Annotated in this window: 16 protein-coding genes and 3 tRNA genes; 2 read left to right on the forward strand and 17 right to left on the reverse strand. The window is 63.8% G+C overall.

Annotated features, from left to right (window positions below):
• Positions 1-213 precede the first annotated feature (213 nt).
• The 5 genes from DW178_RS08120 to DW178_RS08140 form a co-directional block, all read right to left on the reverse strand.
• A tRNA-Leu gene (locus tag DW178_RS08120) sits at positions 214-300 on the reverse strand.
• 183 nt (positions 301-483) lie between these two features.
• Positions 484-570, reverse strand: a tRNA-Leu gene (locus tag DW178_RS08125).
• Between the two features lie 68 nt (positions 571-638).
• Positions 639-1,427 (reverse strand): CPBP family glutamic-type intramembrane protease, encoded by a 789-nt coding sequence (locus DW178_RS08130; RefSeq protein WP_118350491.1) that lies wholly within the window; start codon positions 1,425-1,427, stop codon positions 639-641.
• Between the two features lie 196 nt (positions 1,428-1,623).
• The gene (locus tag DW178_RS08135) at positions 1,624-2,337 is read right to left on the reverse strand and encodes a LytR/AlgR family response regulator transcription factor (protein WP_118350492.1); all 714 of its coding nucleotides are present in this window, start codon (positions 2,335-2,337) and stop codon (positions 1,624-1,626) included.
• Positions 2,338-2,557: 220 nt separating this feature from the next.
• Positions 2,558-4,069, reverse strand: coding sequence for a Sapep family Mn(2+)-dependent dipeptidase (locus DW178_RS08140; RefSeq protein ID WP_286168608.1), 1,512 nt, complete (start codon positions 4,067-4,069; stop codon positions 2,558-2,560).
• Between the two features lie 62 nt (positions 4,070-4,131).
• Between DW178_RS08140 and DW178_RS08145 the strand changes: the two genes are divergently transcribed.
• A tRNA-Leu gene (locus tag DW178_RS08145) sits at positions 4,132-4,215 on the forward strand.
• 43 nt (positions 4,216-4,258) lie between these two features.
• Here the strand turns inward: DW178_RS08145 and DW178_RS08150 are convergent.
• The 10 genes from DW178_RS08150 to DW178_RS08190 all read right to left on the reverse strand — a co-directional run bounded on the left by DW178_RS08150 (position 4,259) and on the right by DW178_RS08190 (position 14,611).
• Positions 4,259-5,575, reverse strand: coding sequence for a histidine kinase (locus DW178_RS08150; RefSeq protein WP_118350493.1), 1,317 nt, complete (start codon positions 5,573-5,575; stop codon positions 4,259-4,261).
• Between the two features lie 58 nt (positions 5,576-5,633).
• Positions 5,634-6,461 (reverse strand): sulfite exporter TauE/SafE family protein, encoded by an 828-nt coding sequence (locus DW178_RS08155; protein WP_118350494.1) that lies wholly within the window; start codon positions 6,459-6,461, stop codon positions 5,634-5,636.
• A gap of 18 nt (positions 6,462-6,479) precedes the next feature.
• Positions 6,480-7,775 (reverse strand): glycosyltransferase family 2 protein, encoded by a 1,296-nt coding sequence (locus DW178_RS08160; RefSeq protein ID WP_042432407.1) that lies wholly within the window; start codon positions 7,773-7,775, stop codon positions 6,480-6,482.
• 276 nt (positions 7,776-8,051) lie between these two features.
• Complete coding sequence (gene rsgA / locus DW178_RS08165) at positions 8,052-9,062, reverse strand: ribosome small subunit-dependent GTPase A (RefSeq protein ID WP_118350495.1); 1,011 nt, start codon at positions 9,060-9,062, stop codon at positions 8,052-8,054.
• A gap of 18 nt (positions 9,063-9,080) precedes the next feature.
• Positions 9,081-9,662: a hydrolase gene (locus DW178_RS08170; protein WP_147363837.1), complete on the reverse strand. Its 582-nt coding sequence runs from the start codon at positions 9,660-9,662 to the stop codon at positions 9,081-9,083.
• The gene (locus DW178_RS08175) at positions 9,659-11,194 is read right to left on the reverse strand and encodes a TrkH family potassium uptake protein (RefSeq protein ID WP_118350497.1); all 1,536 of its coding nucleotides are present in this window, start codon (positions 11,192-11,194) and stop codon (positions 9,659-9,661) included. The genes DW178_RS08170 and DW178_RS08175 overlap by 4 nt, the downstream gene beginning before the upstream one ends.
• A 49-nt stretch (positions 11,195-11,243) precedes the next feature.
• Complete coding sequence (locus DW178_RS11415) at positions 11,244-11,381, reverse strand: hypothetical protein (protein WP_199669273.1); 138 nt, start codon at positions 11,379-11,381, stop codon at positions 11,244-11,246.
• A gap of 181 nt (positions 11,382-11,562) precedes the next feature.
• Positions 11,563-13,518, reverse strand: a complete 1,956-nt coding sequence (gene htpG, locus DW178_RS08180) for a molecular chaperone HtpG (protein ID WP_118350498.1) — start codon at positions 13,516-13,518, stop codon at positions 11,563-11,565.
• Between the two features lie 258 nt (positions 13,519-13,776).
• Positions 13,777-14,241: a PIN domain-containing protein gene (locus DW178_RS08185; protein WP_158574115.1), complete on the reverse strand. Its 465-nt coding sequence runs from the start codon at positions 14,239-14,241 to the stop codon at positions 13,777-13,779.
• A gap of 1 nt (position 14,242) precedes the next feature.
• On the reverse strand, positions 14,243-14,611 hold the full coding sequence (locus tag DW178_RS08190) for a hypothetical protein (RefSeq protein WP_118350500.1): 369 nt from the start codon (positions 14,609-14,611) through the stop codon (positions 14,243-14,245).
• A gap of 414 nt (positions 14,612-15,025) precedes the next feature.
• Here DW178_RS08190 and DW178_RS08195 point away from each other — a divergent pair, with 414 nt between their 5' ends.
• Complete coding sequence (locus DW178_RS08195; RefSeq protein WP_118350501.1) at positions 15,026-16,030, forward strand: SGNH/GDSL hydrolase family protein; 1,005 nt, start codon at positions 15,026-15,028, stop codon at positions 16,028-16,030.
• 1,512 nt (positions 16,031-17,542) lie between these two features.
• On the opposite strand, the gene yhbY is transcribed toward DW178_RS08195, so the two are convergent.
• Together yhbY and DW178_RS08205 are read right to left on the reverse strand one after the other, a co-directional pair.
• On the reverse strand, positions 17,543-17,845 hold the full coding sequence (yhbY, locus tag DW178_RS08200; RefSeq protein ID WP_118350502.1) for a ribosome assembly RNA-binding protein YhbY: 303 nt from the start codon (positions 17,843-17,845) through the stop codon (positions 17,543-17,545).
• Positions 17,846-17,927: 82 nt separating this feature from the next.
• Positions 17,928-19,328: an MFS transporter gene (locus tag DW178_RS08205; protein WP_118350503.1), complete on the reverse strand. Its 1,401-nt coding sequence runs from the start codon at positions 19,326-19,328 to the stop codon at positions 17,928-17,930.
• Positions 19,329-19,784: the final 456 nt, after the last annotated feature.

Genomic DNA, 19,784 nt, shown 5'->3' on the forward strand with positions numbered 1-19,784 from the left:
AAGCATACTTCCTTCGCGGATCATCGCCACGGTATTAAGGTTTCCGCACTATAGTAGCAAGCGAAACTGGCCCGAAGAAAGCAACGCTGCGTCAACAAGAATGAAGCACAGCGTTTTACAGCAAAATGGACAGTTTTGCGAAACGAATGGCAGGGCGCCGCAATTGTCCGCATACGCAAAAAGACCCGCCGAAGCGGGTCTTTCGATTTCGAATGGTGCGGGCGAGAGGACTTGAACCTCCATGGGGTTGCCCCCATACGGACCTGAACCGTACGCGTCTGCCAATTCCGCCACGCCCGCGAATTGGCGCCTTAACAAGGCAAGAAAATATGTTACGTCATTTCCTCAATCTGCGCAAGAGGGAATTTCAAATTCATCTTGCACCCTCTTGCAGCACGAGAAAGCAAGCTTCGGCAGAGCGAATTGCAGCGCATCTATCCAAGACGCAAAAAGACCCGCCGAAGCGGGTCTTTCGATTTCGAATGGTGCGGGCGAGAGGACTTGAACCTCCATGGGGTTGCCCCCATACGGACCTGAACCGTACGCGTCTGCCAATTCCGCCACGCCCGCGAATTGGCGCCTGATTTCTCAAAGCGGATATGTATATTACATGTTAGGACGTATGCACGCAAGTGCTATCACGCAATTTCTTTGCAAATTTTCAAGACGATACCTGAGAGCATAAGGACCGACACCGCAAGCAGCACGGTGTCACCCACCGCCCCCGATGCATATGTTTCGGGCATCGTGCCTGTTAGGAGTACGTTTGGCGCCATATACAGAATATCGAAGCCGGCATGGATGAATGCGCAAGGCCATAACCGACGCATTCGCGCATACAGCGCACCCAGGATCACGCCAAACAGCAGAGCCTGCCCAAACTTCAACGCCGCCTGCAAAAGCACCAGCTGGCCGGCCGATACGTCGGGCGCGCCCACGTGCAGCAGCGCGAACAACGCCGCCGATGCCAAAATGGCGCGCTTCGCATCCAGCGCCCGCTCGAACGCCTCTATGCCCAGCACGCGCATGAACGATTCCTCGTACAGACCGGTGAGCAGGCAGATGCCTAACAAGAGCAGCAGGTTTTCCATAAGATCGACAGTCGACGGCAACGCAGTAGACGCAAAGCACGCCATAGTGCCACCACCGGAAAACAACCAGGCCAGAAGCGTTATCGCGCCGCCGATAAGACCCACCAAGAGTAAGGCTATCGCTGCAAAACGCACAGTGTTCCGTTGTTGCACGGCTTGCGTACAACGCTTAAGCACATCAGGAACGGCGAACCTCACGGCCACAAGTGCGACCAGCGCCAACACTGCTTCCTGCAGCATCGCGGCCAGCAGCGTATCGGAAGGCATGGCGTTCATAGTCGCAAATGATACGACGAGCAGCACAGCAAATGCCGCAGCGGGCTTTCCGCTTCGCACCTTATGCACCTCCTCCGCGCATACTCCTCCACCCCGCTCCCGTCACTTCAGTAGGTTCGCCCGCAGATTCCCCGCGCAAGCCTGCAAGCACGTACCGAGCAGCCAAGCGCCTTCCGTATCCGATGGCAAAAAGGCCGGCGCCTTTCGGCACCGGCCTGATACTTGGCTCATATTCCCGAGCTCAACCAACTGCTCCTTACAGGCCCAAGGCCTTCTTCAGCGCGGAGACGCGGCGGCGGCTGACGGGGATCTTCTCGTCCACGCCGTTGAGCGTGAGCAGCAAGGTGCCGCCGGCGACGGGCTCGATCTCCTCGACCATGGACAGGTTCACCAGGTAACCGCGATGCACGCGGAAGAACCCGTGTCCGTCCAAGCGCTTCTCCAGCTGCGCCAGGCTGACGGTGCTGAAGTAGCGGTCCGTGTCGGTTTGCAGGTACGCGTAGTCATCGCGCGCCATGACGAAGCGAATCTTGTCGATGCTGATGAGGATCTTCTTGCCGGCCTTCTCAACCGGGATGCGCTCGGACTTCTGGGCCTGCGCATGCAGCTGCACATGCTCGCGGACGCGGGTGATAGCCTGGGACAGGCGGTCGGTTTCGACCGGCTTCACCAGGTAATCGATGGCGTTTACCTTGAAGGCGTCGAGCGCGAACTCGCTGTAAGCGGTGACGAACACCACCGCGGGCGGGAACTTCAGGTGCTGCAGGGCCTCGGCGAGCTGCAGGCCGGTTGCCTCGGGCATGTTCACGTCAAGGAACATGACGTCGCAGGGGTATTCCTTCAGCTTCTCGATGGCCTCGCGCACGCTTGCCGCCTCGGCGACGACCTCCATTTGACCCAGTTCGTCGAGCAGGAACTTCAGTTCGGAGCGCGCAGGGGCCTCGTCGTCGACGATCATCGCTTTCAACATAAGTAGGGCCTCCTTGCTTTCCTTTTATCAGATGGCGAATCTGAGAATCATTTCTTCCTGCAGTGTAGCATACGGCGATGCGCTGGCGCGTTGCCTTACGTAAAGCAGACCGTTTTTCCCAACAATTTGCGCTGCGAACGGTCGAGTTAGGGGTTTGAGCGGTCGTTTTCAGCGGTGAACGGTGGTTTTCGAACACACGCTTGACAAGACCGCGCTTGCCCTACAAGTCGAGCTGCATGAGCTTGCCGATAGTGAGCGCATAGATGCGGAAGGCCTCCTTCAGCAGCTGCTCGCCCACGCCCTCGTCGGGACCGTGCATGCCGCCCACCCACTCAGGCGTCTGCTCCCACGGCTTCTCGGGGCCGAAGCTTGCCGCGCAGGAGAACTCGCGCGCATACGTGCCGCCGCCCATGGTGAACGGCCTGGCGTCCTCGCCCGTTGCCTGGTTGTATGAGGCCAGCAGCGCTTGGATGGCCGGTCCCTGCGGGTCGAGCGAAAACGGCGCGTCGTCGCGCGTCCTCTCGCACGTGCCGCCCGCCGCCTGCGCCAGCGCCTCCAGCTTCGCGTGCACCTCGTCGCCCGTGATGGTGGTGGGGTAGCGGACATCGATGGTCTGCGTGAAGCGACCGCCCCGCATGGCGGCATGGCCCGCCACGATGGTGAGCTCGCCGAAATCGGCGTCGGAGCAGGCAAGGTCGACCGTGCTGCCGTCCGTTGCCGCCGCGATACGCGCCACCGCCTCAAAGCAGGCGCGCTCCCCTTCGCCGACCAGGCCGTTCTCCAGCAGGTAGCCGATCAGCAGCCCGATGGCGCTCACACCGCCCTGCGGCAGGCTCGCGTGCGCGCTGCGGCCCGTGGCGGTGATGCGCGCCAAGCGGCAGCCGACCGTGTCAGCCTGTGCGCCAGCGGCTTCCAAGGCCGTCGCGGCGTCGCGCTCATCGAGCAGCTCCACCTCGATACCCTGCGCCGCCGGGAGGTCGCACGCCCCCGCGCGCACCACCGCCTGTGCATGGCCGGGCACCGCGTTCACCGCCGTGCCACCTTCGAACGAAATCACCGTACGCTGCTCAACGGGCACATCGGCGCTGGTCATAAGGCTGTGATAGATGCCCTTCTCGCCGTAGCACACAGGGAACTCGGCATCGGGCGTGAATAGGAACGCCGGGTCGGCGTGATGGGCGCGGTAGTAATGGACATCGTCCATGCGCGTTTCCTCGTTCACGCCGAAGATGAAGCGCAGCGTGTAGGGAAGCTGCGGCGCCAGGCCGTCGAGCTGCATGCGGCGCCACAGGTCCATAGCGTGCAGCGCCACCACGCTCGGGCCCTTGTCGTCGATGACGCCGCGGCCCAGCAAATAGCCGTCCTTGCGCGTGACCTGGTACGGCTCGAAATGCCAGCCCGGGCCCGCCGGCACCACGTCGATGTGGCCGATGATGCCCAGCTGCTCTTCGGAGGCTCCGACAAGATCGGCGTAGCCGACGTGGCCGGCGTCGTCGTGAACCTCGAAGCCCATGTCGTTCGCCATGGCGAGCGCGGCGTTGAGAGCCTTGCGCGGGCCGGGACCGTACGGCGCGCCCTCGGCCGCTGCGCCAAGGTCCTCGAAGCTGGGGATGCGCACAAGCCTATCGATATCGGCGACGATATCCTCCCAATGCTCGTCAAGGTAACGATCGATGCACTGCTCGAGCAGCTCGTCCGACGGCATAGCCGTTAATGCTGCGTTCTCAACCATGAAGTCATCTCCATTTCCTGTTGTGCGGACCAGAATCATCCGGTACAATGGTAAAGCTCAATGCCCGAGTGGCGGAATGGCAGACGCGGCGGTCTCAAAAACCGTTGTCGAAAGACGTGCGAGTTCGACTCTCGCCTCGGGCACCATTCGCAATCAACGGCCCCGCATCCGCGGGGCCGTTTTCGTTTCCTAATACTGTCTCAGAGCGCCTTCAACCAAAACCAGGCGCACTGTGGTGCCCTGACCCAGCCCGCTTTCCACTTCCAGATGCGTGCCCGCGCCGAAATACCCGCAGATGCGGTCGTGCACGTTGCCCACGGCTATGCCGCAACCCGTCGTGGAACCGGGATGAAGGATGTTGTTGCAAGCCTCCTGAGTCATGCCGTTGCCGTCGTCGATGACGGAGATGATGACGTCGTCGCCCTGGCGCACGCCCTCCACGCGGATGGTCAGCTTGCCCTCGGAGGGCATGGCGTGGCGCACCGCGTTCTCCACCAGGGGCTGGATCAAGAACGGCGGTACCATCATGTCCTCGACCTCGGGCTCCACGTTGCAGATCAGCTCCAAGCGGTCCTCGCCGAAACGCGCCAGCTCGAACATGAAGTAGCGCTGCGTCTGCTCGAGCTCGCGACGGAACTCGATCAGGTCGCCGGAATCCTCAAGCGTGCTGCGGTAGAACTTCGCGAACTCGCGCAGCAACGTGCGGGCACGTACGGGGTCGGTGCGCGTGAACGATGCGATGGTGTTGATGGTGTTGAACAGGAAGTGCGGGTTGATCTGGCTTTGGAGCATCTTGAGCTCCATCTTGGTGGCCAGGGCCGTCTGCTCCTCGAGCGCCGATGCCGCCATCTGCGTGGACAACAGCTGGCCGAAGCCGGTGGCGATGGATTTCTGGGTTTCGCTGATGTGGTTGGCACGGCGGTAGTAGAACTTCAGGGTGCCCTTCACATCCTTGCCCACGGTCAACGGCACGATGATGGCGGCGTTGATGCCATGGGTGCCCTTGGGGAAGCCGATCTCCTCAGGGGTGAACAGCACGCGCGTCTTGCCGTCCGCCAGCGTGGAGTACGTGGCATGCGTGCGGATGACGCTGCCGGAAAGGTTGTGCGACTCCTCGTAGCCGGCGTAACCCAAGATGAAGCGATCGTCGGTAATCGCCACGGCGATGGCCGCGGTGGAGGGCAAAAGCAGGCTGCAGATGCGCTGGGCGGATTTGCTGTCCAAGCCTTCCTCGCCCATGGCCTCAAGGGTTTGGCTTGCCAGCTGCAGCACGTTGCTGGATTGGCGCGCGCGCACGGAGTCGGGGTCCATGAGCAGGCGGATGAGCACGGTGATGGCCAGGGTGAACACCATGCCCGCGATGAACAGCGCCAACACGCTGACGACGGGCGATACCAGGTTCCAGATGAGCACAAGGCCCGATAGCGCCACCATCACCGACATGAGCATCTCGAGCGTGAAGTAGCGCGGAAGCCTTGCGCGATTGTCCTCCATATCGACGTTCATGCGCCGACTCCTTCCTTATCGGGCACGACGGGCAAGCTGAAAAGGCCCGCGTGCGGCGTCAGCCCAGTATACCGAATTCGTTGAGCATGAGCATGACGGCCGCCACCAGCAGAAAGCCGCCGAAGATGAACCGCAGCTGCCGCTCGGGCACCACGCGCACCAGCCGCGCGCCCACCAGGGCGCCGGGGATGCTGCCCACCACGATGGCGATGCCCGCCAGGTATTCGATGTTGCCGAGCAGGCCCTGCTCGATGACGCCGGGAATGGCCAAGATCATGATGGCGATGAGCGACGTTCCCGAGGCCAGGCTCATGGGGATGTCCAAAACGGCCAGCATAAGCGGCACCATGATGAAGCCGCCGCCCACGCCCACGTAGCCCGAGGCCAGGCCGGCGATCAGGCCGATGCACGCGCCCTGGAGGTACTGCTTGCGGGAGAGATGCGGCTGGTCGGGAACGGGTTTCGGACTTGCGGAATGGGCGGAAGCGGCGCCCGCGCGGGGCGCGGGCGCGCACTTCACGGCCTTCTTGAACATCTTGAACGCGCTGAACCCGATGACTATCGCTGCCACACAGATGACCAGCCAGCCGGGCGAGACGCTTGCCAGCCACACGCCGAGCGGCGACATGACCGCGCCGCCCACGCCGAGCGCCAGGCCGAGCTTGGGCACGCAGGTTTTCGCACGGGCATGCGCAACCACGCCCGAGATGGACGTGGGAATGATGGCGAACAGGCTGGTCGCCGTGCTGGCAAGCGGGCTCATGCCGAACGCCAGGCGGAAGATGGGCACCATGATGGTGCCGCCACCCACGCCGAGAAGCCCCGACATCACGCCGACGAACACGCCCGCCAAGGCGGGCGCGATGAAGGCAGCGAACACGTCCATTGCGCCGCGCCGCCTTCCTTATTCGGCTATGTTCAGGCGGATCTCGCTAGTCACGCCCGGATCGACGCCCGCACCGGCTCCCGCCACGGGGAACGCCGCCGCCATGTTCGCCGCCGCTTGACGACGCGCCACGGACTGCACGATGGCCGTGTGCAGGATCTGGTCGCTGTCCATACGGGCCATGAGCTCGGGCCATACGAACTGGAACTCGAAGTACTTCGAGCAGTTGCGCTGCGCGTACATGACGGCCTCGGTGCGCGCGGCCTTGGCGGCCTGACGGTACGCCTTCTTGTCCTTGCGGGCAAGGCTGCGCAGGATGGCCGTGATGCGGATGCGCTTCGTGATGCCCGGCTCCAGGAACGGGCCCGGGTAGGGCTCGAGGGATTGCGGCTTGACCTGCATCAAGTCGATCTGCGTGCGGCTGTACTCCATCTTGCGATATTCGTAGAGCCAGCGGTAGATATCCTGGCGGAAGCGCGTGCCCTCGCTGGTGGACGCCGGCGGCAGATGGCGCAGGCTCCACTGGTTGTCGAACCAGATGTCGCTGCCGTACATGCGCAGGTTCAACATGTAGTCCAGGTCCTCGCCGCGAGCGACCCACGGGTCGAACGAAAGGCGTTTGAACGCCTCCTTGTGAATGGCCAGACAGCCGCCGCACACGTGGTTGCTGCGCGACAGGCGCGGGCCGCGCATGGCCTTCGTGATCCACTTATTGAAGGCTTTACCCTGCTGCCAGAAGCGGTTGTACCACTTATCCTGGCTTTTCGACAGGTACGAGCCCTCGGAGTTCAGGTAGAAGCCGGTCTTCGCCAAGATAGGCACGCCCTTGCGCGTGAGCTTGCCCAGGCCGTAGACGCCCTTCTGCAGAAAGTCGGCGTCGTCGATGACCTCGTCGTCGTCAAGGAACACGATGGAGTCGAAGCCCATGACGTTGGCGAGCACCAGGCCCAGGTTGCGGATGGCGCCGTAGCCGACAAGGCCGATCTCCTTCGACAGCTTGCCCAGGCCCAGCTGCTCCATGCGCTGCTGCACCAGGTTGCACTCGTCGGCGCCGATGATGGCGATGTTGAGGCTGGGGAAGCGCGAGACGATGTCCTGCACCTTCTCTGCGGCTTGGTCGGAGATGGCGGGCTCGGCGGCGACCAGCACGATGATCTGCCCGATGCCGCGAACCTTCTGCAAAGACGTGAGCAGACGCGGCAGCTCGCCGGGATTGCTCAGCGGGGTGGTGTGGTCGTACGTGGCGATCACGCTGCCGGAATCCTTTCGGCGGCGCGGCGACACGAACGTCGGGATTACGATGACCGGATTCATGCACGTCCTTTGTTTCGGGTCCGTTTACGCCGAATGCGGGTTGCCGAGCCGCGGCCGTGGACCGGGCGCAGCAGCCGCACGCCGACGTGCGCGTTGCTTTCGGTTAACCCTTATATTGTAACGTGTTTGGCAAGCGAGCGCGAAACGGCCCGGCAATCGGATGGAGACGCCATGGACGTCGCAGGTGCTAGCGGCGGCGCTTGCCACGGTGATCGCGCATCGCGACGCGGACGTCCTTCGCGGCCGGGACGCCCGCCCCGCTAGCGCCCACGGACGCTAGCGGCGGCGCTTACCGCGGCCGGGACGCCAGCCCTGGCCGCCGCGCTTCTTGTCGCTGGCCTTCTCGCCGCGCATGCGGCGGGCCTCCTCGCGGCGATCGCGCAACGTGGCCGTCTCCTGCTTGAGCGCCTGATAGCTGGCGAAACGCTCAGGTGCTATCTCGCCGGATTCGACGGCGGCACGCACGGCGCAACCCGGTTCGTTCTCATGCTTGCAGTCGCGGAAACGGCACTGCTGCGCCGCCTGCTCGATGTCGGCGAACGCCGCGCCGATGCCCGCGTCGGCGTCCCACAGCCCCAGGCCGCGCACGCCGGGCATGTCCACCACGTACCCGCCGCCGGGGATGGCCACCATCTCGCGGCTGACCGTGGTGTGGCGGCCCTTGCCGTCGCCCTCGCGCACCGTGCCCGTTTCCTGCACCTCTTCGCCAACGAGCATGTTGACCAGGCTGGACTTCCCCACGCCCGACTTCCCCACCAGCACCGTGGTGGTACCGGAGGCCATGAGGGCGCGCACGGCCTCCACGCTTTCCGCGTTGCCGTCCGACACCACCAGCGTGCGCACGTCGGGGCCCGCCAGCGCGCGGACGCGATCGGCCACCTGCTCCACCTGCTCCTCGCTCTCGGCAAGGTCGGCCTTCGTGAGCACCACCGTGACGGCGGCGCCGGTCTCGTACGCCAGCACCAGCTCGCGCTCCAGACGGCGCAGGTTCACCTCGGCCAGCGGCTGGGCCAAGATGACGCGGTCGAAGTTCGCCGCCAGCACCTGGGGGACGGCGCGCTCGGTGGGATCCTTGCGCACGAAGGCGCGCTCACGCGGGCAGATGGACTCGATGATGCCCTTGTCGTGGCCCTCCGGCGCGTTCACCTCGACGAAATCGCCGATGACGGCACGGACCTTCTCGCCCTTGACCAGGGCTGTTGCGTGTTCGCAGCGCACAAGGCGCCCATCCTCGCATCGCACGAGCGGATACCCGCGGTCAAGTTTCACAACCTGCGCTCTTTGCAAGCTTTCCTCCTTGTAGCCTTATCGCTGGCGTTCGCGCAGCAGATAGAACACCACCATCATGGCCAGGCCGATCATGACGGTCACCATGCCCGGGATGAACGCGTTGATGTCGAACTCGTCGGGGGTGGCCTTACCCTTCTCCGTGACCGTCACCACCTGCGCATGCAGATCGGATGCGCCGTCGTGGTCGGGGCACGCCAGGTTGAACGTGCCGCGCACCTGCAGCGTGGTGCCCTTGCGGCCATAGGCGCCGTACGTGTCCACCTTGTCGGCGGACTCGTTGGTAAGGTAAACGGACACCGTGGACGAATCGGAGGGCGATGCCAGCTGCAGCCAGCAATGGCGGCCGTCGCCGGCGGTGATGCGATCGCCCACCACCTCGCCGGTGACCTGCACCGTCTGCTTGTCGTAATAGGTGTCGGCAGTGCTCAGGTCCGTGATGGACGTGTCGTAGATGAACGAGCTGTCGGGCAGCTGCGTGACGTTGACGGCATTGTCGCCTTCAGCTGGCTCGTCGGCGAAGGCTGCCTGCGGGCACGCGAACACGGGGAGCATCAGCGCAAAGGCCAACGCCGCGGCGGCCATTCCTTTCCGCATCATGAGCGCCTCACCAGCCTGCTCTTCACCACTCTGCGAGGGTCGAGCGTCACCACAACCTCGACGATGAGCGCGATCAACGTGAGAAACTCCAGACGGCCGGCCCACATCTCCAGCATGTAGAACAGCTCGAGCGACGCGGGCATGCCCTGGGAGCATACGCCCGACGAGATGCCGCCGTTGGAGGCCATGGCCACCGATTCGAAGATGGACTGCGTGGCGTCGTAGCCGTGCGCGATGCCCACGAGCGCGCCCACGGCGTAGGTGACCACGTACAGCACGAACACGGTCATGGCCTGCTTGACAACTTCAGGCGACAGGATACGCCTTCCCAGGTGGTAGTACGACACCACCACGCGCGCCGAGTCGGGCGCCAGCGTCTCCTTCACCGTGGCCACGAGCGACTTGATGATCAGGCCCATGCGGCTGAACTTGATACCGCCCGACGTTGATCCGGCGCCGCCGCCCACGCACATGAGCGCGGCGATGACCAGGAACGCGCCCGAGGTCAACGACGTGGTCAACTGGTTGGTGGTGACGTTTTGGAGGCCCGTGGTGGAGAACGCCGATACGATCATGAACACGCCGCGGCGCATCATGGTGGCCAGGTTCGAGAAATCAGAGCTTGCCGAGACCGACGCGGCGAACACCAAGGTCATCACGGCGATCCAGATGAACATGGTGCGGATCTCCATGTCGCGGAAGTACACGTTCAGGTGCCCCTTCCACAGCTCGGCATGCAGCACGAAGTTCACCGATCCGATGATCATGAGGAGCATGAGCACCATTTCGATGGGGAACGAATGGTAGTACAGGATGGACGTGCTCATGGGCGCGAAGCCGCCGGTGCAGAAGCTGGAGATGGCCAACCATAGGCCGTTGAGAAACGCGCGCGACGCCTCCATGCCGGCGAACGCGCACATGACGGCCAACACGGCGGTTCCCACGCAGATGAAGCCCAGCGACAGCTTTGCGATGAACTGGGCGGTTTGCACGATGTTGGGGACCACGTGCTCGCTGCGGCCCTCGGACATATATAGGCTGGCGCCCGAGCGCTTGCCGAACAGACCGAACGACAACGCCACCACTACCAGGCCCAAGCCACCAAGCAAGATCGTGACAAAGCGCCACATGCTATCGGCACAGGAAAGGTGGTCAAGGTCGGAGATGATGCCGACGCCCGTGGTGGTGATGCCGGAGACGCTGTCGAACATGGCATCGAGAAACGTGTTGTAATGACCCGAAAGATACAGCGGGATGGCGGCCATGAACGCCAGGACCACCCACGCTAGACCCGTGACCACCAACGCCTGTTGGCGGTTTAGGCGCCCGGGTTCGATGCGCAGGAAGCGCAACGCCGAGCCGACGATGAGCGATAGCCCTATGGAAAGAAGGTAATGGCTTGCAGGGATCCATTCGCAGAACACGATGGCGGTGGCCAGCGGCGCGACAAGCGCCACGGACGAGAAAAGTACCAACATGCCCAGATAATGGCCGATGACCCTGACGTCATACCACGTGAAGCGCTGCCACATAGCGGTGCCTACCCCCGCCGCCCGGCGCGCGAGATGTGCCGTTGCGAGCTCATCCCACCACGAGCCTAACCAAGATCATGATGATCCACAGCGACAGCAGGAAGCACACGCAGCTCAGCACCACCACCGTGAAGCTGATAAGCGGCGTTTCGATCATCTGCAATATGTCGTGGATGCTCTTCTGCATAGCGTGAACATCATAATACAAAAAGCCTGCCGGCCCTGTTGAGGGCCGGCAGGCTTCACATTCGGAATGGGTTTCGGCAGGTGGCGGGCGGCGAGGACGTGCCGCTCGGGACGGCGAGCCCGCGCGCCGCCGGGTTGCGCAGGCGTTCCCGGACCGCGTGCCGCGTGCCGCAAACGGCCGCTTAGGCCATCAGCTTCGTGACCGCGTTCGCGTAGGCGACCGGGTCGGCGATGGGCATGCCCTCGACGATGAGCGCCTGATCGTACAGGATCTCGGTGTAGAGCTTCACCTTCTCGGCGTCGCCGGCGGACTGGGCGTCCTTGAGCACCTGGAACACCGGGTGCTTCGCGTTCAGCTCGAGCACGCGCTGCGATTTCACCTCGCCCATGCCGTCGGGCATCTGCGACATGAGGCGCTCCATCTCAAGCGACACGGGGCCTTCGGTGGTGACGGCGGACGGCGCATCGGTCAGGCGCGTGGACACGGCCACCTTCGTGACCGCGTCGCCGAGCTGCTCCTTCATGGCGTTGAGCAGGGCCTCGTTGTCCTTTTCGGCTTCCTCGGCCTCCTTCTTCTCCTCCTCGGAGGCGAAGTCCAGGTCGCCCGACGCCACGTTCTTGAGCTCCTTGGGGCCGGTTCCCTCGATGTCCTTGCCCTCGGCGTCCTGCTCGGCCTCGGGACCATAGGTCATCATGGCCTGGAAGCAGAACTCGTCGACGTCCTTCGTGCACAGCAGCACGTCGTAGCCCTTGCCGAGCACCGTGTTCACGATGGGCAGCTTCGCCAGGCGGTCAATGCTGTCGCCGGCGGCGTAGTAGATGGACTTCTGGTCGGCGGGCATGGCCTCGAGGTACTCGGCCAGCGTGACCGTCTTCTGCTCCTTGGCGCTGTAGAACAGCAGCAGGTCGGCCAGCTCGTCTTTGAGCATGCCGTAGCTGGTGTAGATGCCGTACTCCAGGCCTCGGCCGAAGTCCTCGAAGAACTTCTCATAAGCGGCGCGATCGTTCTTCAGCATCTTCTTCAGCTCGCTCGTGACCTTCTTCTCCACCTTGCGGGCGATGGCGTGCAGCTGGTTGTTCTGCTGCAGCGTCTCACGCGAGATATTGAGCGTGAGGTCCTGGCTGTCCACGACGCCGCGGACGAAGTTGTAGTGGTCGGGCAGCAGGTCCTCGCACTTCTCCATGATCAGCACGTTGGAGCTGTACAGCTCCAGGCCCTTCTTGTAGTCCTTGCTGTACAGGTCGTACGGTGCACGGCCGGGGATGAACAGCAACGCGTCGTAGGACAGCGCTCCCTCGGCGTGGATGGAGAACGTGGCCGCCGGATCGGTGAAGTCGTGGAAGGTCTGCTTGTAGAACTCGTTGTACTCTTCCTGTTGTACGTCGGACTTGCTGCGCTTCCAGATCGGCACCATGGAGTTGATGGTCTCGACCTCGGTGTACTGCTCGTACTCGGGCTTGTAGTCGTCGCCGGCGTCCTCGGGCTTGGGCTTCTGGCGGGACTTCGAAACCTCCATGCGCACGGGGTAGCGCACGTAGTTGCTGTAACGCTTGATGAGGTCCTTCAGGCCGTACTCGCTGAGGAACTGGTCGAAGTTCTCCTCATCGGTGTTGTCCTTGAGGGTCAGGATGATGTCGGTGCCGTTGCCCTCGCGCTGGGCCTCCTCGATGGTGTAGCCCTCGACGCCGTCGGATTCCCAGGCCCAAGCCTGGGCGCTGCCGTAGGCCTTCGACACCACGCGCACGGACTTCGCCACCATGAACGCGCTGTAGAAGCCCACGCCGAACTGGCCGATGATATCGACGTCATCGCCTTGCTGCTCGGCGTTCTCCTGCTTGAAGGCCATGGAATCGGAATGGGCGATGGTGCCCAGGTTGCGGTCCAGGTCCTCCTGCGTCATGCCGATGCCGTTGTCGGACACGGTGATGGTGCGGGCGTCCTTGTCGAAGGCGACGTCGATGCCGAGCTGGTCCTTCGTCAGCTGGATGCTGGAGTCGGTGAGGCTTTTGAAGTACAGCTTGTCGACGGCGTCCGATGCGTTGGAGATGAGCTCGCGCAGGAAGATCTCGCGATTGGTGTAGATGGAGTTGATCATCAGGTCGAGCAGCTTCTTGCTCTCTGTCTTGAACTTGCGCATGTGCGGCGCTTCCTTTCCGTTCGTGCTTCGATGCTGAGGGACCGGCCGCGCGGTGCGGGGACGTTTCGTCCACCTGGTGAAACGCAGGCTTGCGGCGCCCGCCCGCAGACGGGGCGCCAGGCCGTGCATGCCCCGGCGAATGAAACGCCCCGCAGATGCGGGGCGCGTTAGCAGTCTCACAGCTTGAGTGCTAATTTCGATTGTAGTCTGGCACTTGGGAGTGTCAAGTGACAGGAAGGTGACAGCGGGAAGGCTTCGCTAAATCTCGATTTGCGTGTAGTCCAGATCGCGGTTCTCGCACAGCCATTCGAACATGCCCGACACGTTCGTGACCTTGACCAGGCCGTTTCCTAGGCCGTCCGGTTCGTGCGTGAGCAGGAAGTCCGCCCGCAGGTCGATGGCGGCGTTGACCATGAGCTGGCCTTCTGGGTTTTGCCCCGACGAGGCCAGCATGCGGTCGACGTTGGCCGCGGTGAAATCCGCCACCTGCACGAAGGTGCGCAGGCCGCGGATGCGCTCCATGGCGCGCGGCAGCAGCTCGGGCTTGCCGCCCTCGGAGAGCAGGTAGACGAGGTCGACCACCTGCGGGGCGGTGACCCACAGGTCGAACTCGCCCACGCGGCCGGCCACCATGAGCATGCGCGTTTGATGGTAGAACGGTTGGCGCTCGTTCATGAAGTCCATGACGACTTCGGTACCAAGCAGGACACGGGCCTGAGGCATGCTAGATCACCCCCCGCGAGGAGAATCGCGCGGCGCGGGCGATGGCCGCAAGGTCCGGGCCGTCGGGCGGCAGGTCGCCGTGCTCGAAAGCGCTGTCGACCAGCGCCGAGGGCGCTTCATCGGCGACATCGGATGTGCCGCCGGATACGGGTTCGGAGAGGGAATCGACGAACTCCACGGCGTTATCCCAGGCCGCTTCGTCCTCCGCCGCCACGATGCCCGTGAGAAACGACGCGTCGCCGTTCTCGATGAGCTTGTCGTACATGCGGTTGATGGCCTGGGAGGCCGTGAGGCCTTCCCGCTGCAGCACAAGACCGCCGCGGCGCTTCTTGCCGGGCGCCATGCGGCCGGTGACCATTGCCTCGCCCATTGCAACCTCCGATCGTCCCGCTTCGCTGCACGGGGAAACGGGCGGACGGCCGCTTGACCGGCCTTTGCTCCCCGCAGCGATTACCAGCGTTGCTCCGGGCTCCGCCGGCGCAACTTGTGTGAGTGCGTGGTTCGTATTATTGTACAACGTTTTACGTACAACGTCAAGAGAACAGACTGCGACATTCACTGGTTGCACACAAGTTTTTATGCGGTTCACCTGGGGTTATCCTGATGGCGAAGGCGGCGCGGGCGAAGGACTGGATGAGCCGGGAAGGTCCGCCCGGGATTCGACCTTACATAGACTGTTAACAGAGCCTGCGCGAGGTTTTGCTACCATGTGCTACTGGACGAAAGCAGCCTGACGCGCGACGCCGGGACGCGATTACGAATGACGTAAGGAAGGCGGTCGGGCATGCCCGCGAAAACGTTCTCCATCATGGGCGATTCCATCAGCACCTTCGAGGGGTGCGTGCCCGATGGCTACACGCTGTTCTACAACGACGAGCGCTTGGAGCGATCCGGAGTGCTGCGCCCCGAGGACACGTGGTGGTCGCACGCGGTGCGTGGGCTCGGCGGAACCGTGCTTGCCGATAGCGCCTGGTCAGGCAGCATGGTCGAGGGCGCGGGCTTCCCCGCCGCCAGCAGCCCCGAACGCGCAGCCGCCCTGCTGGGACCCGACGGCCAGGCACCGGATGCGGTGCTCGTGTTCATCGGCATCAACGACTACGGCTGGGGTGGCGCCGAGGCGCAGGCCGCCGGCCGCAGCCACGCCATGCCGCGCTGCATCGATCCGGAAAGCGTTCCCGAGCAGATAGCCGGCGCCGCGCCCGCCGACGCCGTGGAACATTTCGGCGCGGCATACCGAACCATGTTGCGCAACATCCGCGCGGCCGCCCCTAATGCCGCGGTGTATTGCATCACGCTGCTGCCCGGTCGCACGCATGGCATTGACCATCCCGAGTTCTGCTACCGTCTGCGCGGTCGTCATCTGGACGAATACAACGCCGCCATCCGCGAGGCTGCTGCGGCCGAAGGCTGCCGCGTCGCCGACGTGCGAGCGTTCGGTCGCGACTATGACTCGCTTGAGGGCACGCACCCCACGAATCTGGGCATGCGCCAGTTCGCCAGCATGGTAGTGCACGCGATGCAGCTGGCAGACTCGGCGGAAGCGAGCTCGGCGAGCGCGAACGGGGGACGGAGGTGCGTTCGCGATGTGGGGGACGCGAACGTGGCGGAAGCGGATGCGGCGGAAGGCATCACCGTCGGGGCGCAGCCCGAAATCGCCAACCCCGCGCTTGACCTGCGGGATTTCTGCGGCGCGCCCGAGAGCGCGCAGCTCTGCGATGCGCCCACCTGCATCGGCTGCCCCCACGCCGCCAACACCGGCAACCAATGGCTGTGCAGGTGCCTGAAGTAGACGGCACATCTCGACGATGTGTGCATATCCGGCAGGACACGCTAAAGAATCTCGCAGCTAACGCAAGAGCGGGGTTCTAGGCGGTGTCGTAGGCTATCGTCGGCATCCCTTACACGTGCTCTGGTAACGCCCGAGCAGAGTTCTGGGTGGTTTCGCGGGCTACACGATGTTCATCCAGCGCTCGGCGGCCGAACGCACGAGCAAAGTTCTGGGCGGTTTCGTAGGCCCATCACGCCGTTTTTAGCGCGGTCCGAGGTCCGACATAACGCCCGAGCTAAGTTCTGGGCGGTTTCGCAGGCTGCGGAACAGGGCACCGACGATGTGAATGCTTCTGACCTGGGGTTATACCGTAGACATCGACGCGAATCGCGGCGAGGAACCGAAATAACCGCCCAGAACCCCGGAAGGGCGTCAAATTCGAGCCCGTTTTCCTGCAAAACCGCCCAGAACCCGGGGGGTCGATACCTGGAGGGTCGCCGCAGTCTGCGCCAGCACAGGGCGGCGCGAACCGCGGCGTCGCGGCGGGATAACCGCCCAGAACCGGAAGGCGCGGCACCAGAGCGATGCCGAAACGCCGTAACGGGGGCACGGCACCAGAGCGAGGGTCACGCTCATTGCAGTCCGAGATAAGCCGCCGATGAACTTCGGTGGCGAGCATTCGGCGCATGGCCTACAGTTTGGCCAAGCCCCAAAGAGCCGCCGATCGGGCGTCCCCGGATATCCATGTGCCCCTGCCCCTCGAGGGCCCCGGGAAGGGGTGCTGCCACCGAGGACGCTCGCCGCTCCGAACGACTGATAGGAAACTGCCGGGCCCGGGGCCACGGCCGGGTAATGTAGGTGTCGAAGGGAGGGGCTTCCGATCCGCCTACCGATCGGAGGACACCACCGTGGCACCACCCCCCCAGCGCACGCCAGGACGAAAACCGGGCTCCGGAGCGTTAATCGAGCCGACCATCGGACTTCGGAATGCTAGCCAAGCCGAGTACCAAGTTCCCGTGGCATTATCCAAACCGAGTACCAAATTCCCAGATCAGTAGCCGAGCCGGGCAGCGAGTTCCCGCTGCGAAGAATCGTCAATCTTGTCCAGCCGTGGTCAAAATTGACGATTCTTCGCAGCCTCAAGGCCAAAACACGCGATTATTTGCGCTACCGGAAAGCCCATACGCGAACAACCGGCAAAATCGTCCATTTCTCACTTACGAGACCGCGAAAAACCGTCCGTTTTGACCGCCAGCGACCAAAACCGACGGTTTTTCGCATCGCGCGCTCCCAGAGCGGGGGCACAACGCCGGAGCGCGGCCGATACGCCGTAGCGGGGGCGTGACGGATTGCGGTCGGCGCAGCCGCGTCGCACCAATTCCGACTGACACGACGAGCCCGGCCTGCGCGACGCGGCGGCGCCGCACCTCCGCCCTCAAACGCAGATCGGACCCCGGCGTTTGCCGGGGCCCGATCTGCTTTACGCGGCCGAAAGCCGCGCGACGTTGCTAGAAAGCTTGCTTGCTTGCTTACCTACTTGACCAGCTGGATCTTCTCGATGTCGTCGCGGGTGGTCTCGCGGTAGAGCACCACGCGCTTGCCGATGACCTGCACCAGCTCGGCCTCGGCCCGATCGGCGATCTCGCGACCGGCCTCGGCGGCCTGGCTGCCCGTTTCGCACAGCACGCTGACCTTGATGAGCTCGTGGGCCTCAAGGCCCTCGTTGACCTGCTTGAGGATGTTGGCGGTGACGCCTTCCTTGCCGACGATGACGGTGGGCTTCAAGTTGTTCGCCATGCTGCGCAGCTGACGGACCTGCTTGCCGGTGATAGCCATGGGTTGCGCTCGTTTCTCTTCGTGTGTTAACGCTAAAGCGGCGCGCCCGTGAAGGCACGCCGCAGATTCGCTTACGTCTATTTTACATGCTTCGTGCGCGTTTCGCATCGCGTTTCACCGCGGCACGCGAATAAACCAGCGCGAGTGCACAACCTGCCGCGGCGATGCACGCGGCCACCACCATGGCGATCGAGAAGCCTTGCGCGGTCGCAAGCGCCGCGTCCGCACCGGCCGCCAGGGCTCCCGCCTGGGCAGTGGACATGATGCCCGCGTACAGCGAAGGGCCGATACAGGCCGCGATCTGCACGAACGTGGTGGAGATGGCGACCCCGAACGGGTTCATTTCCTGAGGCAGGGTACGCAGGCCCGCCGTCTGTGAGGGCGAGAAGATGAAGCCGGTGCCTCCCATGATCAGCAACGCCGCAACGAACGCAGCCGGCAGCGACAACGTAGGCGCCAGCGCCGCCATCAGGGCGAAGCCCGCGGCGATCGCTGCGAAACCCGCCGGGAGCAGCGGCCACTCGCCGCGGGCATCCATGATGCGGCCGCCCAGAAGCGTAGTGCCCGCGTTCGCCAGCACCGGGACCAGCATCAGCAGGCCGGCCGCGAACGCAGTCAGGCCCGTGCCGCCCTCCAGGTACAGCGGCAGCAGCACGCTCATGCTGAAGCTGCCCATCATGGCGATGGTGGTCAGCACCACCGACGGCCAGAACGCGCGGCTTTTCATAGGCGTTAGGTCGATGAGCGGATGCTCGCAGCGCAGCTGGCGCAGCACGAACAGCGCCGCCGTGACCGCCGCCGCCGCAAGCGACCCGACTGCAAGCGGAACATCGATGGTCAGCTCGACGAGCCCCAGGCTCAGCGCGCAGAGGAACGCCGCCGAGAACACCGTCGACGGGATATCCAGGTGAGCAGGGGAGAAGCCCATATTCTTGACCGCGAACAACGCCATCAAGGTAAGCACCGCCATGGCGACAAGGGGCACCGCGAAGACGCTATGCCAGCCGAACGAGGTGACCAGCGCGCCGCACACCGTCGGGGCCAAGGCGGGGCCGAAGGTGATCACGCAGCCGCCGATGGCAAGGAACGTTCCCAGCTTGCGCTTCGGCGCAACCACCAGCGCCGTGTTCATCATGAGCGGGATGAAGATGCCCGAGCCCGCCGCCTGCACCAAGCGCGCCGCCATGAGCGGCTCGAAGCTTGTAGCGAACAACCCCATGACCGAGCCGATCAGCGTGAACGCCGCGGCGGCGAAGTACAGAGGGCGCAGCTTGAAGCGGCGGTACATGAACGCCATGCACATGACCACGATGGTCGCCACGATCATATAGCCCGTGACCAGCCATTGCGCCGCAACCGAATCGACGCCATACTCGCCCATGATGGACATGAGCGCCATGTTCACCAGGTTCTCGTTGAACCCCGCCAAAAACGCGCTGGCGTATAGAACGACCAGCAACATGACCAGCGATTTCCCTTGCATTCCGCATCCTTTCACGCGCATCGACCGGACAATCGAACGCAATGGCGAAAGGCGGTGCCAGCGCTGCCCGCTTGCATGGGAAGCTGGCTGGAAGCCGACCGCGCCGATGCACCGGGAAAGCGCGCGGACCGCGCTTCGACCGTACAGTCATCCCGCCGCGAAAACGCAAGCGGCAAGCGAAACCCCGCCCGGAGCACGCGCGCGCAAAACCCAAAGGCCCGCGTCGGGCAAACCCCTGCATATCGATTGTGTTTCTGGAACCCCGGAAAACTGGCGCGTGCGGCGCGGAAGCGCGAATGCACGGCTTGGGCACGCTTACCCGTGGTACGCAACGTATTCTAGCCACATCCCCGCTTCGCTGCGGACTTTCCCACAAAGAAAACCGCCGGCGTCAGCGAAGGCCCGGGGCGGACGGCGCGCGTCGGAGCAAGGGAACCCCGACACCCACCCAGACAA

Origin of the sequence: Eggerthella sp. AM16-19 (assembly GCF_003474385.1) — a bacterium.
Classification (GTDB): Bacteria; Actinomycetota; Coriobacteriia; order Coriobacteriales; family Eggerthellaceae; genus Senegalimassilia.